Below are 13,639 nucleotides of genomic sequence, written 5' to 3'. Positions count from 1 at the left end.
AGACCGGCAAAAGCTGCCGGATGGGCGGCATCTTTGGATCGGTCTCGGCCGGACGGACCGAGACGTCTCGAAAAATTCGTTCGATCCGGGAGGGATTTGCCCGAATCCGCCGTCTGGCGCGCGGCTTGCGCGTGGCTTGTCGGAACGAGGTCGAGGCATGACGGTCGCGCGCACGGACAGGAATGAGGGGGCGGCATGGGCGCCCGCGCGCCCGGCCGCGCCGACGCGGGTGGCCGGGACCGGCGAGCGCTTCAGCCTCGCGCAGGAGCGCCTGGACACGGCACGGGGGGAGGCGCGAAACGCCGCCGCGCGGCAGGACCATGCCCGCGCCGACGCGCGCCGAGTCGATACACGCCAAGCCGACGCACGCCGAGCCGATGCACGCCAGATCGAGGCCGGGCGCGAGGCCCGCCGGGCTGACGATGCGAGCCGGGCCGCCCTCGCCGGAGCGGCGGCGAAGCGCGCGTCGTCGGCCAAGGCGCCGGTCGCCGAGGCGGCCGCGCCGCGCTCCGAGGCCGCCGAGGATACGAGCAAGGACACCACGAAGGTCGCCACCAAGGAAGCCGCGCCGCTCCCCGCGAGGGGGGCGAAGGCGCAAGGAGACGACGCGCGGGGCGCCGCGCGGGCCGATCCGGAGGCCGAGGCGGCCCCCGCACCGGAGGGGGTGGCACGGGACGCCGGCGCTGGGGCGACGGGCAAGGACGCGGCTGGCCCGCGCGCGACCTCGGAGGACGAGGCCGGCGCGACCGACCGCGCGCCCGAAGGCGTTGCCGGCCCCACGCCGACGCCGCCTCTCACCCCCGCTGCGGCCCCGCTCGCGCCGGCCGCCGGGACGGCGGTGGAGGACCGGCCCGGTACGGCGGAGCAGGCGATCGCCTCGGGAGGCCAAGCCGTGGCGGCCGTGCCCGTCGGCGAGGCTGCGGCCGACGGCACCGCCACAGCCGAAACCGTCAAGAACGACGTGAGCAAGTCCGATGTGAGCAAGAACGAGGCGGCCACGGGGGAGGCGGTCAAAGGCGATGCGCTCGGTGCCGGGGCCAAGGCGTTCGAGGCGGCCCTGGTGGCGGCCGGAGGCGGCAGCGAGGCCGGCTCCGCACCCGCGGCCTCCCCCTCCCCCCTCTCTCACACTGCCGCCGCGCCGGGCGGCGCCGCATCCGCCGCGGAAGCGGCGCCTGCCACGGCGAACACCCCCGCCCTGCCCGCTCCGATCCCCCTCGGCGCCGTGCCGATGACCATCGGCCTGCGCACGCTCGCCGGGGCCGCCCGCTTCGCGATCCGGCTCGACCCGGTCGAACTCGGTGCGATCGAGGTGTCGCTCGACCTCGACCGGGAGGCCGGTCGGGCGCGAGCCCATCTCACGGTGGAGCGGCCCGAAACCCTGGCCCTGCTCCAACGCGACGCGGGCGCGCTGCAGCAGGCGCTGGCGCAGGCCGGCTTCGAGGCCGCCGAGGGGATCGGCCTGTCGCTGCGCGGCGAGGCCGACGGCCAGAGCGGGCAGGGTTCCGGGCGTGAGCCCGAGCGCGGCGGTGCGCCCGGAACCCCGGCGGGCGCCGCGAGCGACCGCCCCGCCGCGACCGCCCTCGATCCATCCACCTTCCGCCGCCTGCGGGCAGTCGGCGGCCTCGACCTCCGCATCTAGGATTGTTTCGCCATGGCCGCGGGCATCGCCAGCAGCACCAGCATCACCAGCGCGACGGCCACGACCACGGCCGACACCAAGGCGATCGCGGGCAACTTCACCCAGTTCCTCACGCTGCTGACCACCCAGCTCAGGAACCAGAACCCCCTCGACCCGATGGACACCAACCAGTTCACCCAGCAGCTGGTGCAGTTCGCGGGCGTCGAGCAGCAGCTCAAGACCAACGACCAGCTCGGCACCATCCTGGCGAGCTCGAAGGCGTCCGCCGCGGCCTCGACCTCGAGCCTGATCGGCCGCTCGGTCGTGGCCGACGGCGCCACCACCGACCTGACCGGCGGCAAGGCGAGCTGGACCCTCAATCCGGCCCGCGCCGCGGCCCGGGCGATCGTCACCATCAAGGGATCGGACGGCAGCGTGGTCGCCACCAAGACGACGACGCTCAAGGCCGGCACCCAGACCTTCGACTGGAACGGGGCCACCGCGTCCGGCCTCACCGCCAAGGACGGGCAGTACACGATCACGGTCGACGCCATCGACGCCACCGGCGCCAAGGTCGCCGTGGACACCAAGGTGAGCGGCAAAGTCGACGGGGTGGACCTCAGCGGAACTGAACCGGTGCTGACGATCGGCTCGTCCCGCGTTCCGGCATCTGCGGTCAAATCGCTTGTTGCATCAGCCTCTTAGCGCGATGCAGCACGTGTTGTCCACACCTGCCCCAAAACGACGAATCGCATTCTACGCACCCGCTTCAAGAACTTTTAAGCGGACACAAGTAGCTTGCCTCTCGACAGGTCAGTCGAGTGTAGAGCGTATCATGACCGAGACCCCCCGGCCGCGCGTGAAGTATGTGATCGGGCCCGACGGCAGCCCCCTGACGATCGCCGATCTCCCCCCCGTTTCCACCCGCCGCTGGGTCATCCGCCGCAAGGCCGAAGTCGTCGCCGCGGTGCGCGGCGGCCTGCTCAGCCTGGAGGAGGCCTGCCAGCGCTATACGCTGACGACCGAAGAGTTCCTGAGCTGGCAGTACTCCATCGACCAGCACGGTCTGGCGGGCCTGCGCACCACGCGAATCCAGCACTACCGGCATTGATTCCCTTCAAGCGCGTCAAGCTGGTGTGAGGCTTGCCGCGTGATCGACCTTCGGAAAGCCGCCTGCGGAGACGCGAGGCGGCTTTCGTCGTTTCTCGACGGCCCGCCGCGGCGCATTAACTCCTCGCTAACCACCACCTGGGCAATTCTTGCCGGGTGGGCGCCGGTCGCGCCCCGCCTCCTGCCTGGGCCGCGCCGCACCGTGAAGCCGATCCTCGAACTGGTGACGAAGCTGGGCCCCGCGCGCATCGCCGCGATGGCGGCCGTGACGCTGACGCTCGTCGGCTTCTTCGCCTTCGTGATCCTGCGGTTCTCGCACCCGGACATGGGCGTGCTGTTTTCCGACCTGTCGATGCAGGATTCCTCGGCGATCGTGCGCGAGCTCGACGCCCGCGGCATCGCCTACGAGACCAAGGGCGATTCCGGCCAGACCGTGATGGCGCCCCGCGCCGACCTCGCCAAACTCCGCATGGATCTGGCCGGCAAGGGCCTGCCGAGCCAGGGCGGCGTCGGCTACGAGATCTTCGACAAGGGCGATGCCTTCTCCTCGACGAGCTTCGTCCAGAACGTGAACCATCTGCGGGCGATGGAGGGCGAGCTCGCCCGTTCGATCCGCGCCATCGGCCGGGTCCAGGCGGCCCGCGTCCACCTCGTCATTCCCGAGCGGCGCCTGTTCGAGCGCGACCGCGAGGCGCCCTCCGCCGCCATCGTCGTCAAGCTGATGGGCGACCTCGATCCGGGCCAGGTCCGCGCCATCCGCCATCTCGCGGCCTCGGCGGTCGAGGGCCTGAAGCCCGAGCGGGTCTCGATCGTCGACGAGCGGGGCCGGCTGCTCGCCGACGGGGCGCGGGGCGCCGAGGCCGAGGGCGCGGGCCTCGTCGAGGAGCGCCAGAGCGGCATCGAGCGGCGCCTGCGCTCGCAGATCGAGGAGATCGTCGCCGGCATCGTCGGCCAGGGGCGCGCCCGGGTGCAGGTCGCCGCCGAGATGGACCTCAACCGGGTCGAGAGTCGCTCCGAGAGCTTCGATCCCGAGAGCCGCGTCGTGCGCTCGACCCAGACCCGCTCGGAGAATTCCCAGACCTCGAACGGGGACGGGCAGGTGACCGTCGGCAACGAACTGCCCGGCGCCAACCAGAACCAGGGCCAGCAGGCCCAGAAGGACCAGAGCCAGAAGAACGAGGAGACCACCAACTACGAGATCTCCCGCGTGACCCGCGTCGAGACTCTGGAGGGCGGGCGCCTCAAGCGGCTCTCGGTCGCCGTGGTGGTCGACGGGCTCTACGTGCCCGGCGCCGACGGCAAGGCCACCTACCAGCCCCGTCCCCCGGCCGAAATCGAGCGCATCGCCGCCCTGGTCCGCACCGCGGTCGGCTTCGACAAGGCGCGCGGCGATCAGGTCGAGGTGGTCAACCTGCGCTTCGCCGAGACCCCCGCGGCCGGCGACTTCGCCGAGCCCGGCCTGCTCCAATCGCTCATGAACCCGAGCAAGGAGGAGGTGATGCGCATGGTCGAACTCGTCGTGCTGAGCCTCCTCACCCTGATCGTCCTGATGGCGGTGGTGCGCCCGCTGCTCAAGCGCGTGCTCGAATCCGAGGCGCCGGTCGTCGCGATCCTGGGCCCGGCCGGGGCGCTGGCGCTGGCCGGGGGCGAGGGGGCTGTGAGCGAGGCCGGCGCCGAGCCGGTGCGCGAGAGCAGCACCAACAAGTTCCTCGAGTCGGCCAAGATCAACGGCCAGATCCAGGCCGAGACGGTGGAACGCGTGGTCGACATGGTGCGGGCGAGCCCGACCGAGACGGTCGAGGTGCTGCGCAACTGGATCCACGACAGCTGAGCCGCCTGAGGAGGAAGACCCATCATGTCGGCAGGCATCAATCCGATTCCGGGCGTGAACTTCACCGCCGCGATGGAGAGCATCGACTCGTCCGCGGCCTTCGCGCAGATGACGGGGCCGCAGCGGGCCGCCGCGCTGCTGCTGCTGCTCGGCGAGGAGGAGGGCGCGCCGATCTGGCAGCGGCTCGAGGAAGAGGAGATCAAGATCGTCTCGCACGCGATGGTGCAGCTCGGCTCGCTCGAGGCCGGCACCGTCGAGAAGCTGATCGTCGACTTCGTCTCGCGCCTGTCGTCGGGCGGCGGCATGACCTCGAACTTCGAGCGCACCGAGTCGCTGCTGCTGAAGATCTTCCCGCCCGAGCAGGTCTCGGCGATCATGGCGGAGATCAAGGGCGCTTCCGGCAAGCGCGTCTGGGGCAGCCTCGTCCAGATCGACCCCGAGATCCTCGCGAACTTCCTGCGCAACGAGTATCCGCAGACGGTGGCGGTCGTGCTGTCCAAGGTGCGGGCCGACTACGCCGCCAAGGTGCTCACGATCCTGCCGGAAGAGTTCGCCATCGACGTGCTCAACCGCATGCTGCGGATGGAGACGGTGCAGAAGGAGGCCCTGCGCCACATCGAGGAGACGTTGCGGGTGGAGTTCGTCTCCACCATCGCCCAGACCACGCGCCGCGACGCCCACGAGCTGATGGCGGACGTGTTCAACGCCTTCGACCGCCAGACCGAGACCCGCTTCCTCGCCGCGATCGACCAGGCCAACCGCGGCTCGGCCAAGAAGATCCGCCAGCTGATGTTCACCTTCGAGGATCTGCTCAAGCTCGATCCGGGCTCGGTCCAGACCCTGATGCGCAAGGTCGACAACGACACCCTGTGCCGGGCGCTCAAAGGCGCCGACGAGCGGGTGCGGAGCTTCTTCATGGCCCAGATGTCGAGCCGCGCCGCCAAGAACCTCAACGACGAGATGGGCTCGATGGGGCCGATCCGCCTCAAGGAGGTCGACGAGGCCCAGGCCAAGATGACCGAACTCGCCAAGGAACTGGCCGAGAAGGGTGAGATCATGATCACCAAGAACGGCGGCGAGGAGGAGCTGGTCTACTGATGCGCGCCTCCCGCCCCTTCCTGTTCGACACCGATTTCGGCCGCGCCCGCGGCCCCTCCCCGGCCGATGCCGAGGCCGCCGCCCGCGTCGCCGCCGAGCAAGCCGCCGCCGATGCCGAGCGCCAGGCGGTCGCCGCGGCGGCCCATGCCCGCGGCCTGCAGGAGGGCCGGGCCGAGGCCACCGCCCAGGTGCAGGCGCGGCTCGCCGACGCGCTCACCCGGATCGGCCTGGCCGCCGCCGGCCTGATCCACCAGTCCGATGCCCGCGACGCCGAGCGCGAGGCGCAGGCCCTGGATTTCGCGACCGCGCTCGCCAAGCGGATCGCGGGCGAGGCCCTCGACGCCAAGCCGCTCGCCGGCGTCGAGGAGGCCGCCCGCGCCGCTCTGCGCCACCTGCGCGGCGTGCCCCACCTCGTGCTGCGCCTGAACGAAAACCTCGTCGAGGAGGCCGAGACGCTGATGCGGCGGCTCGCCCGCGAGCACGGCTTCGAGGGCCGCCTCGTCGTGCTCGGCGAGCCCGACATGCCGCCGGGCGACGCCCGCCTCGAATGGGCCGATGGCGGCGTCGTCCGCGAGCGCGCCCGCATCGAGGCCGCCGTCCACGACGCCCTGACGCCCTGCCTCCCTTCCGAAGACTGAGGTCCCGATGTCCAGCGACGATTTCAGCCTGCCCCAGCTCAACGACGCCGACTTCGCCTACGACGAGGGCGGCCCCGGCTCGGTGCGCGACGTGCCGACCGCCCCCAAAAGCGCCGCCGACCTCGAACAGGTCTTCGACGTGCCGGTGGTGGTCTCGGCGGTGCTCGGCTCCTCGCGCATGCCGATCGGCGACCTGCTCCGCCTCGGCCCCGGCGCCGTGCTGGAACTCGACCGCAAGGTCGGCGAGGCCATCGACGTCTTCGTCAACAACCGCCTCGTCGCCCGCGGCGAGGTCGTGCTCGTCGAGGAGCGCCTCGGGGTCACCATGACCGAGATCATCAAGAACGATCACTGATTTCCCTGTTGTGCCACTCCCGACCGGGGTCGGGAGTGGCGCGCCCGGCGGACGGCCGCCGCCCCGCCATTGCGGGGGCCGAACCCCGATGAGGATTCATCGGGGTTCGGGGCGGGCCGCCTCGCAGCGAGAAAGAATCCGGAGAACCCACCATGCGGCTCCTCATCGTCGGACGGCTCTCGAGCGAGCTCGTCACCGCCTCGAAGATCGCCATGCACCGGGGCGCCTCGGTGACCCATGCCGAAGGGCTCGATCAGGGGCTCGCGGTGCTGCGCGCCAAGGGCGGCGACCTCGTCATGGTCGATGTCGGGCTCGACATCGCCCGGCTGGTGCAGGCGCTCAGCGAGGAGCGCATCCGCACCCCCGTGGTCGCCTGCGGCATCGCCTCGGACGCCCGCGCCGCGGTGGCCGCGATCCAGGCCGGCGCCAAGGAATACATCCCCCTCCCCCCGGACCCGGAGCTGATCGCGGCGGTGCTGGAGGCGGTGGCGGCGGACGCCCGCAGCTTCGTCTGGCGCGATCCGTCGATGGAGCGCGTCGTGAAGCTCGCCGAGCAGGTCGCCCGCTCGGAGGCCTCGGTGCTCATCACCGGCGAGAGCGGCACCGGCAAGGAGGTGCTGGCCCGCCATGTCCACGCCAAGTCGAACCGCGGCAGCCGGCCCTTCGTCTCGGTCAATTGCGCGGCGATCCCCGAGGCCCTGCTCGAATCCGAGCTGTTCGGCCACGAGAAGGGCGCCTTCACCGGCGCGGTGGCCCGGCGCATCGGCCGGTTCGAGGAGGCCAATGGCGGCACGCTGCTCCTCGACGAGATCTCCGAGATGGACGTGCGGCTGCAATCGAAGCTCCTGCGCGCCCTGCAGGAGCGGGTGATCGACCGGGTCGGCGGCGCCGCGCCCGTGAAGGTCGATATCCGCGTGCTCGCGACCTCGAACCGCAACCTCGCCGAGGAGGTGAAGAAGGGCACGTTTCGCGAGGACCTGTTCTATCGCCTCAACGTCGTGCACCTGCGCCTGCCGCCCCTGCGCGAGCGCCCCGCCGACATCCTCGAACTCGCCGGCCACTTCGCCCGCAAATATGCCGAGATCAACGGCGTGCCGGTGCGCGCGCTGGCCCGCGAGGCGCAAGGTCTCGTCGCCCGCAACCCGTGGCGCGGCAACGTGCGCGAGTTGGAGAACACGATCCACCGCGCCGTGCTCCTGGCCCAGGGCGCTGAGATCGGCGCGGACGCGATCCTGAGCCCGGAGGGCGACTCCCTGGCGGCGCCCGCGCCGTCCGGCCCGGTCGAGCGCGCCGCGAGCCTGGCTGAAGCCGCCACCCGCGGCCTCGTCGGCCGCACCGTGGCCGATGTCGAGCGCGACCTGATCCTCGACACCCTCGACCACTGCCTCGGCAACCGGACGCATGCCGCCCGCATCCTCGGCATCTCGATCCGGACCCTGCGCAACAAGCTCAACGAGTACGTCGATGCCGGCGTGCAGGTGGCCGAGCCCGGCGGGGTGCGGGCGATGGCGGCCTACGGGTAATCCCGGTTTCGAAAGGACCGAGTCCTTTCGTGGGTCCAGGGCAAAGCCCGGGTCGGCGAAGCCAGCCTCGGGGCGCTGCCCCGAGACCCCGCCAGAGGGCTCGCCCTTTGGGAACCCCGGACTTCACGCCGCCTCCGGTACCCGCGGCGCGTTCAACCCGCCGAACCGCCGATCCCGCGCGGTGAAGTCGCTCACCGCCGCCGCCAGATCCGCCTCCCCGAAATCCGGCCACATCCGGTCGGTGAAGTGGAGTTCGGCGTAGGCCGCCTCCCATAGGAGGAAATCGGACAGGCGCTTCTCGCCGCCGGTGCGGATCAGGAGATCGACGTCGCCGGCCTCGCCCAGGGCGCCGCTCATCGCCTCGCGCGAAAAACCCTCCGGGCCGAGCCGGGCGGCGGCCGAGAGGATCGCGTCGCGGGAGGAGTAATCGACGGCGATGCGCAGGGTCAGCCGGGTGCCGGCGGCGGTGGCAGCCTCGGCGCGTTCGATGGCTTGCGGGATGCCGTCGGGCAGGCGGTCGCGGCGGCCGATCACGGTGAGCCGCGTGCCGGTGCGGGCCAGACGGTCGGTCTCGCTGCGCAGATAGGCTTTGAGCAGGCGCATCAGCCCGCCGACCTCGTCGGCCGGGCGGCGCCAGTTGTCGGAGGAGAAGGCGTAGAGCGTCAGCGTCCCGATGCCGAGATCGGGGGCGGCCTCCGCCACCCGCTGGATCGTCTTGACGCCGGCCCGGTGCCCGGCCCCGCGCGGCCAGCCGCGGGCGCTGGCCCAGCGACCGTTGCCGTCCATGATGATGGCCGTATGGAGCTTCGATCTGCGGTCGAAATTGCTTTGCATCGTAAAGCTCCCGGACGAAATCGGAAACGAGAACACACCAACGCGCGGATCGGATGCGAATTCGGTGCCGGTCAGGCCGGCTCGGCGAGGCCTGTGGACTTCTTGCCACCGGTGGCCGCGGCGTCCTTGCCGGCGAGCTTGCCGCCCGCACTCTGGGCGTCGCGCACCACCTGCTCCAGCACCGCGAGGTAGTCGAGGAAGCGGGCGCGGCCGGACGGCGTCAGCCGGCACAGGGTCTGCGGGCGGTTGTGGTCGTAGCCCTTCTCCAAGGCGACGAGGTCGGCCTCCTGCAGCACCGCGAGGTGGCGGCTGAGATTGCCGTCGGTGAGCCCGCACAGGCGCTTGAGGTCGGGGAAGGCGAGGCCGCGGGGATGAGCGACCAGCGAGGTCAGCACCGAGAGCCGCGCCCGCTCGTGGATCACCCGGTCGAGCCCCTCGTAGGAGAAGCGCGCTTCCGTCGCGTCAGGCATCGAGGCCTCCCTCGCTCTGGCGGTGGACGATGATCGCGAGCAGCCCCTGGCCGACCGCGAAGGGCAGGCCCATCAACCAGGGCGAGAGGTGGCGGCCCTCGCTCGCCAGCGCCAGCACGGAAAGGCCGGCGAGCAGATACCACGCGCCGACGAGCTGGACCGGGCGCGGCAGGATGCGGGCGGAGGCGAACAGCCCGAGCCCGACCAGCACCTGCCACAGGCCCGGCAGCATCCACAAAGCCTCGGGCATGAAGCGGGCGAAGACCAGCCCGAGACAGAACCCCGCCCCGCCCGCCGGCAGAAACCCCTCGATGGCGTTGAACACCATGGCGTCGGCGAGCCCCGAATGGACCCGGCGGGAGCGCCGGACCGCCTCGAAGCCGATCAGCGCGCAGGCCGCGATGGCGGTCGCGATCCAAAGCCCGAAGAAGGCGACCGGCCGCCCGGTCGGATCGTCGAGAACGAGCGCTTGACCCGCCGCCACCGCGAGCGCCAGCGCGCCGGTCGCGGCGAGCGTCGCCGCCCCGAGGCCGCGGAAGGCGGTGTCGCGCGCGATTTGCATCCGGATCGCGACGATGTCGGCCAGGGCCTTGTCCAGATCGCGCATGGGGCGCCCCCTCCGAGGACGGCCGTACTTTGCAATGCAAAGTACACGCGGATGCAGAGCCGTCAAGCGGGTTCGGCTTTCCGGGGGCTTGCCCCGGCGACCGGCCGCAGGGCCGAGCCTTTCGGGAAACCGGATCAGGCCTCTGTGCGAAGCCCCGCGAGATCGAGTCTCCGGGTGACCATGGCGAGCCCTCCCTCCGGGTCGCGCGGCCATTCGGCCTCCGGGCGGTCGCGATAGAGTTCGACGCCGTTGCCGTCGGGATCGCGCAGGTAGAGGGCCTCCGACACGCCGTGGTCGCTGGCCCCGTCGAGCGGGATGCCCGCGGCCTCGACCCGGCGCAGGGCGTCGGCCAGCGCGGCGCGGTCGGGATAGAGGATCGCGAGGTGATAGAGCCCGGTGGTGCCGGGAGGCGGGGGCGAGCCGCCCGCGCTTTCCCAGGTATTGAGACCGATATGGTGGTGGTAGCCGCCGGCCGAGACGAAGGCGGCCTGGCTGCCGTAACGCTGCGTCAGCGCGAAGCCCAGCACGCCGCAATAGAAGCCCAGCGCCCGCTCCAGATCGGCGACCTTGAGGTGGACATGGCCGATGCGGGTCTGCGGATGGATCGGATCAGGCATGGCGCGACGGCTCCGTCTCGGCCTCGGAGGCCGACCCGCCTCGTGATTGTCGCCCTTCCCGCCGGGGCCCCCACGGTATGGGGCGACCGCGGGCGCGGCAACACCGAACCCGCGACCGTCTTCCGCCGGAGCCCGGTCCGGCCCATATTGCACCCATGCCCGCACCCAAGAAACCGCGCGCCGCGACCGCGCGGGCCGACAAGCCCGAGCTGAAGCCCCTCGACGAGCATCTGGCCGCCCTGCTCAGCCCGGCGCTCAACCGCGAGCGCATCCGCCCGGCCGAGCCGGTGCCGGAGCCGCCGCGCGACCGGAAGGGCGCGGCCAAAACTCGCAAAAGACTCGCGCAGGACGGTTTCGCCGAGGCGCCGCAGGCGGGCTTCGCCCTGGGCGATGCGGCGGATGTCGATCCGCGCCTGGCCCAGGCGCTCGGCCTGACCCCGCCCGACGACGGCCCGGCGCCGGGCAACACCCCGGAGGAAGCCCCGTCGCTGGCCACCGAGGGCGTCTCGGCCACCGTCGAGGCACTGGAAAAACTGCTCACCGAGGGCAATCCGCTGTTCAAGAACGGCGAGGCCTGGGTGCCGCACCGGCCGGAGCGCCCGGCGAAGTCCGAGGGCGGCTACAAGTTCACCCTGAAATCCGACTTCACCCCCGCGGGCGACCAGCCGACCGCCATCGCGGCTTTGGTCGAGGGCGTGAAGGGGACCGAGCGCGATCAGGTGCTGCTCGGCGTCACGGGCTCGGGCAAGACCTTCACGATGGCCAAGGTCATCGAGGAGACGCAGCGCCCGGCCCTGATCCTGGCCCCGAACAAGACGCTCGCGGCGCAGCTCTACGGCGAATTCAAGAGTTTTTTTCCAGACAATGCCGTAGAATACTTCGTCTCCTACTACGACTACTACCAGCCCGAGGCCTACGTCCCGCGTTCCGACACGTTCATCGAAAAAGAAAGCTCGATCAACGAGCAGATCGACCGGATGCGCCACTCGGCCACCCGCGCCCTCTTGGAGCGGGACGACGTCATCATCGTCGCTTCGGTGTCCTGCATCTACGGCATCGGCTCGGTCGAGACCTACACGGCGATGTCGTTCACGGTCTCGCTCGGCGAGAAGATCGAGCAGCGCCAGCTCATCGCCGACCTCGTGGCGCTCCAGTACAAGCGCATCCAGTCGGACTTCGCCCGCGGCACGTTTCGCGTCCGCGGCGACGTGATCGAGCTGTGGCCGGCCCACTTGGAGGATCGCGGCTGGCGCATCGGCCTGTTCGGCGACGAGATCGAGTCGATCGTCGAGTTCGATCCGCTGACGGGCAAGAAGATCAACGAACTCAAGTTCGTGAAGGTCTATGCCAATTCGCACTACGTCACGCCGCGCCCGACCCTGCAGCAGGCGATCAAGGGCATCAAGACCGAGCTGAAGCTCCGCGTCGAGGAGCTGACGAAGATGGGCCGGCTGATCGAGGCGCAGCGCTTGGAGCAGCGCTGCACCTTCGACATCGAGATGATCGAGGCCACCGGCGCCTGCAACGGCATCGAGAATTATTCGCGCTATCTAACGGGCCGCAAACCCGGCGAGCCGCCGCCGACCCTGTTCGAGTACCTGCCGGACAACGCGCTCGTTTTCACCGACGAGAGCCACGTCACCGTGCCGCAGATCGGCGGCATGTACCGGGGCGACTTCCGGCGGAAGGCCACGCTCGCCGAATACGGCTTCCGCCTGCCCTCCTGCCTCGACAACCGCCCGCTGCGGTTCGAGGAATGGGACGCGATGCGGCCCATGTCGATCCACGTCTCGGCCACGCCCGCCAAGTGGGAGATGGAGCGCACGCAGGGCGTCTTCGCCGAGCAGGTGATCCGCCCGACCGGCCTCGTCGATCCGGTGATCGAGATCCGCCCCGCCCGCTCCCAGGTCGACGATCTGCTGGGCGAGGTCCGCGCGGTGGCCCAGGCCGGCTACCGCACGCTGGTGACGACGCTGACCAAGCGCATGGCCGAGGACCTGACCGAGTACCTGCACGAGAACTCGGTGCGGGTGCGCTACATGCACTCCGACATCGACACCCTGGAGCGCATCGAGATCATCCGCGACCTGCGGCTCGGTGCGTTCGACGTGCTGATCGGCATCAACCTGCTGCGCGAGGGCCTCGACATTCCGGAATGCGCGCTGGTCGCCATCCTCGACGCCGACAAGGAAGGCTTTCTGCGCTCCGAGACCTCGCTGATCCAGACCATCGGCCGCGCCGCCCGCAACGCGGACGCCCGCTGCATCCTCTACGCCGACACCATCACCGGCTCGATGGAGCGGGCGATGGCCGAGACCGAGCGTCGGCGGACCAAGCAGCTCGCCTACAACGCAGAGCACGGCATCACGCCGCAATCGGTCAAGCGCGGCATCAGCGACATCCTCGAGAGCGTGTACGAGCGCGACCATGTCCGCGTCGATACCGGGCTGGCTAAGGACGCGATCACCGTCGGCCATAACCTCAAGGCCGTCATGGCCGACCTCGAGAAGCGGATGCGGGCGGCCGCCGCCGACCTCGATTTCGAGGAGGCCGCGCGCCTGCGCGACGAGCTGAAGCGGCTCCAGACGACCGAACTGATGGTCTCCGACGATCCCATGGCCCGCCAGGGTGACATCGAGCGCGAGGCCGGCCGTTACGGCCAGAAGGGCAGCCGCATCTCCAAGCCGACGCTCGACAACATGGGCCCCGGCACCGACCGCGAACTGCCCGCCGACGCCGTGCCCTGGCAGGAGCGGCCCAAGGCGCGCTCGACGCAAGGGCTGGGCGGACAGAAGCCCCGCTACAAGGGCGGCGGCGGGCGCAAGCGGGGGTAAGAGCGATCTCGAAGCCGCGCAGCGGCTTCGCGGCGCGAAGAGCGCCGCGCGGAGCGGGCCTCGGCTCTGCCGAGGCGTCGAGCGAAGCGAAAGCCTAGAGCATC

The 13,639-nt window shown here is 70.9% G+C and carries 13 protein-coding genes; 9 read left to right on the top strand and 4 right to left on the bottom strand.

Annotation, left to right across the window (positions count from 1 at the left end; genetic code table 11):
- Positions 1-157 precede the first annotated feature (157 nt).
- The 8 genes from BM140_RS00210 (at position 158) to flbD (ending at position 8,173) form a co-directional block, all read left to right on the top strand.
- Entirely contained in the window at positions 158-1,639 is a 1,482-nt protein-coding gene (locus tag BM140_RS00210) for a flagellar hook-length control protein FliK (RefSeq protein WP_244535221.1), read from the top strand.
- Between the two features lie 12 nt (positions 1,640-1,651).
- Positions 1,652-2,323 carry a flagellar hook assembly protein FlgD gene (locus tag BM140_RS00205; protein WP_091940794.1) on the top strand — a complete coding sequence of 224 codons (672 nt, stop codon included), beginning with the start codon at positions 1,652-1,654 and terminating at the stop codon, positions 2,321-2,323.
- A gap of 130 nt (positions 2,324-2,453) precedes the next feature.
- Positions 2,454-2,729: a CtrA inhibitor SciP gene (sciP, locus tag BM140_RS00200; protein WP_056238806.1), complete on the top strand. Its 276-nt coding sequence runs from the start codon at positions 2,454-2,456 to the stop codon at positions 2,727-2,729.
- 201 nt (positions 2,730-2,930) lie between these two features.
- Positions 2,931-4,559: a flagellar basal-body MS-ring/collar protein FliF gene (gene fliF / locus BM140_RS00195; protein WP_091940792.1), complete on the top strand. Its 1,629-nt coding sequence runs from the start codon at positions 2,931-2,933 to the stop codon at positions 4,557-4,559.
- A 72-nt stretch (positions 4,560-4,631) separates the two neighbouring features.
- Complete coding sequence (gene fliG, locus BM140_RS00190) at positions 4,632-5,657, top strand: flagellar motor switch protein FliG (protein ID WP_244535258.1); 1,026 nt, start codon at positions 4,632-4,634, stop codon at positions 5,655-5,657.
- Positions 5,657-6,295 (top strand): FliH/SctL family protein, encoded by a 639-nt coding sequence (locus BM140_RS00185; RefSeq protein ID WP_091940788.1) that lies wholly within the window; start codon positions 5,657-5,659, stop codon positions 6,293-6,295. Before fliG ends, BM140_RS00185 begins: the two co-directional genes overlap by 1 nt.
- Positions 6,296-6,302: 7 nt before the next feature.
- Positions 6,303-6,650, top strand: a complete 348-nt coding sequence (gene fliN, locus BM140_RS00180) for a flagellar motor switch protein FliN (RefSeq protein WP_091940786.1) — start codon at positions 6,303-6,305, stop codon at positions 6,648-6,650.
- A 152-nt stretch (positions 6,651-6,802) separates the two neighbouring features.
- The gene (flbD, locus tag BM140_RS00175) at positions 6,803-8,173 is read left to right on the top strand and encodes a sigma-54-dependent transcriptional regulator FlbD (RefSeq protein WP_091940784.1); all 1,371 of its coding nucleotides are present in this window, start codon (positions 6,803-6,805) and stop codon (positions 8,171-8,173) included.
- A 123-nt stretch (positions 8,174-8,296) separates the two neighbouring features.
- On the opposite strand, the gene BM140_RS00170 is transcribed toward flbD, so the two are convergent.
- The 4 genes from BM140_RS00170 to BM140_RS00155 form a co-directional block, all read right to left on the bottom strand.
- Positions 8,297-9,007, bottom strand: coding sequence for a di-trans,poly-cis-decaprenylcistransferase (locus BM140_RS00170; RefSeq protein WP_091940782.1), 711 nt, complete (start codon positions 9,005-9,007; stop codon positions 8,297-8,299).
- A gap of 71 nt (positions 9,008-9,078) precedes the next feature.
- Positions 9,079-9,477 carry a transcriptional regulator gene (locus tag BM140_RS00165; protein WP_091940780.1) on the bottom strand — a complete coding sequence of 133 codons (399 nt, stop codon included), beginning with the start codon at positions 9,475-9,477 and terminating at the stop codon, positions 9,079-9,081.
- Positions 9,470-10,084 carry a hypothetical protein gene (locus BM140_RS00160; RefSeq protein ID WP_091940778.1) on the bottom strand — a complete coding sequence of 205 codons (615 nt, stop codon included), beginning with the start codon at positions 10,082-10,084 and terminating at the stop codon, positions 9,470-9,472. The genes BM140_RS00165 and BM140_RS00160 overlap by 8 nt, the downstream gene beginning before the upstream one ends.
- 134 nt (positions 10,085-10,218) lie before the next feature.
- Positions 10,219-10,701: a VOC family protein gene (locus tag BM140_RS00155; protein ID WP_091940776.1), complete on the bottom strand. Its 483-nt coding sequence runs from the start codon at positions 10,699-10,701 to the stop codon at positions 10,219-10,221.
- Between the two features lie 155 nt (positions 10,702-10,856).
- Between BM140_RS00155 and uvrB the strand changes: the two genes are divergently transcribed.
- Entirely contained in the window at positions 10,857-13,535 is a 2,679-nt protein-coding gene (gene uvrB, locus BM140_RS00150) for an excinuclease ABC subunit UvrB (protein ID WP_091940774.1), read from the top strand.
- The last annotated feature ends 104 nt before the right edge of the window (positions 13,536-13,639 follow it).

This window comes from Methylorubrum salsuginis, from assembly GCF_900114375.1.
Lineage (GTDB): Bacteria > Pseudomonadota > Alphaproteobacteria > Rhizobiales > Beijerinckiaceae > Methylobacterium > Methylobacterium salsuginis.
The sequence above is the reverse complement of the archived record's forward strand: the minus strand, read 5'-3'. Positions and strand labels throughout refer to the sequence as shown.

Coding starts and splice junctions, on each gene's coding strand:
- BM140_RS00210 (WP_244535221.1), top strand. CDS start 158: ATGACGGTCGCGCGCACGGACAGGAATGAGGGGGCGGCATGGGCGCCC.
- BM140_RS00160 (WP_091940778.1), bottom strand. CDS start 10,084: ATGCGCGATCTGGACAAGGCCCTGGCCGACATCGTCGCGATCCGGATG.
- BM140_RS00165 (WP_091940780.1), bottom strand. CDS start 9,477: ATGCCTGACGCGACGGAAGCGCGCTTCTCCTACGAGGGGCTCGACCGG.
- uvrB (WP_091940774.1), top strand. CDS start 10,857: ATGCCCGCACCCAAGAAACCGCGCGCCGCGACCGCGCGGGCCGACAAG.
- BM140_RS00205 (WP_091940794.1), top strand. CDS start 1,652: ATGGCCGCGGGCATCGCCAGCAGCACCAGCATCACCAGCGCGACGGCC.
- sciP (WP_056238806.1), top strand. CDS start 2,454: ATGACCGAGACCCCCCGGCCGCGCGTGAAGTATGTGATCGGGCCCGAC.
- fliN (WP_091940786.1), top strand. CDS start 6,303: ATGTCCAGCGACGATTTCAGCCTGCCCCAGCTCAACGACGCCGACTTC.
- BM140_RS00155 (WP_091940776.1), bottom strand. CDS start 10,701: ATGCCTGATCCGATCCATCCGCAGACCCGCATCGGCCATGTCCACCTC.
- BM140_RS00185 (WP_091940788.1), top strand. CDS start 5,657: ATGCGCGCCTCCCGCCCCTTCCTGTTCGACACCGATTTCGGCCGCGCC.
- fliG (WP_244535258.1), top strand. CDS start 4,632: ATGGAGAGCATCGACTCGTCCGCGGCCTTCGCGCAGATGACGGGGCCG.
- BM140_RS00170 (WP_091940782.1), bottom strand. CDS start 9,007: ATGCAAAGCAATTTCGACCGCAGATCGAAGCTCCATACGGCCATCATC.
- flbD (WP_091940784.1), top strand. CDS start 6,803: ATGCGGCTCCTCATCGTCGGACGGCTCTCGAGCGAGCTCGTCACCGCC.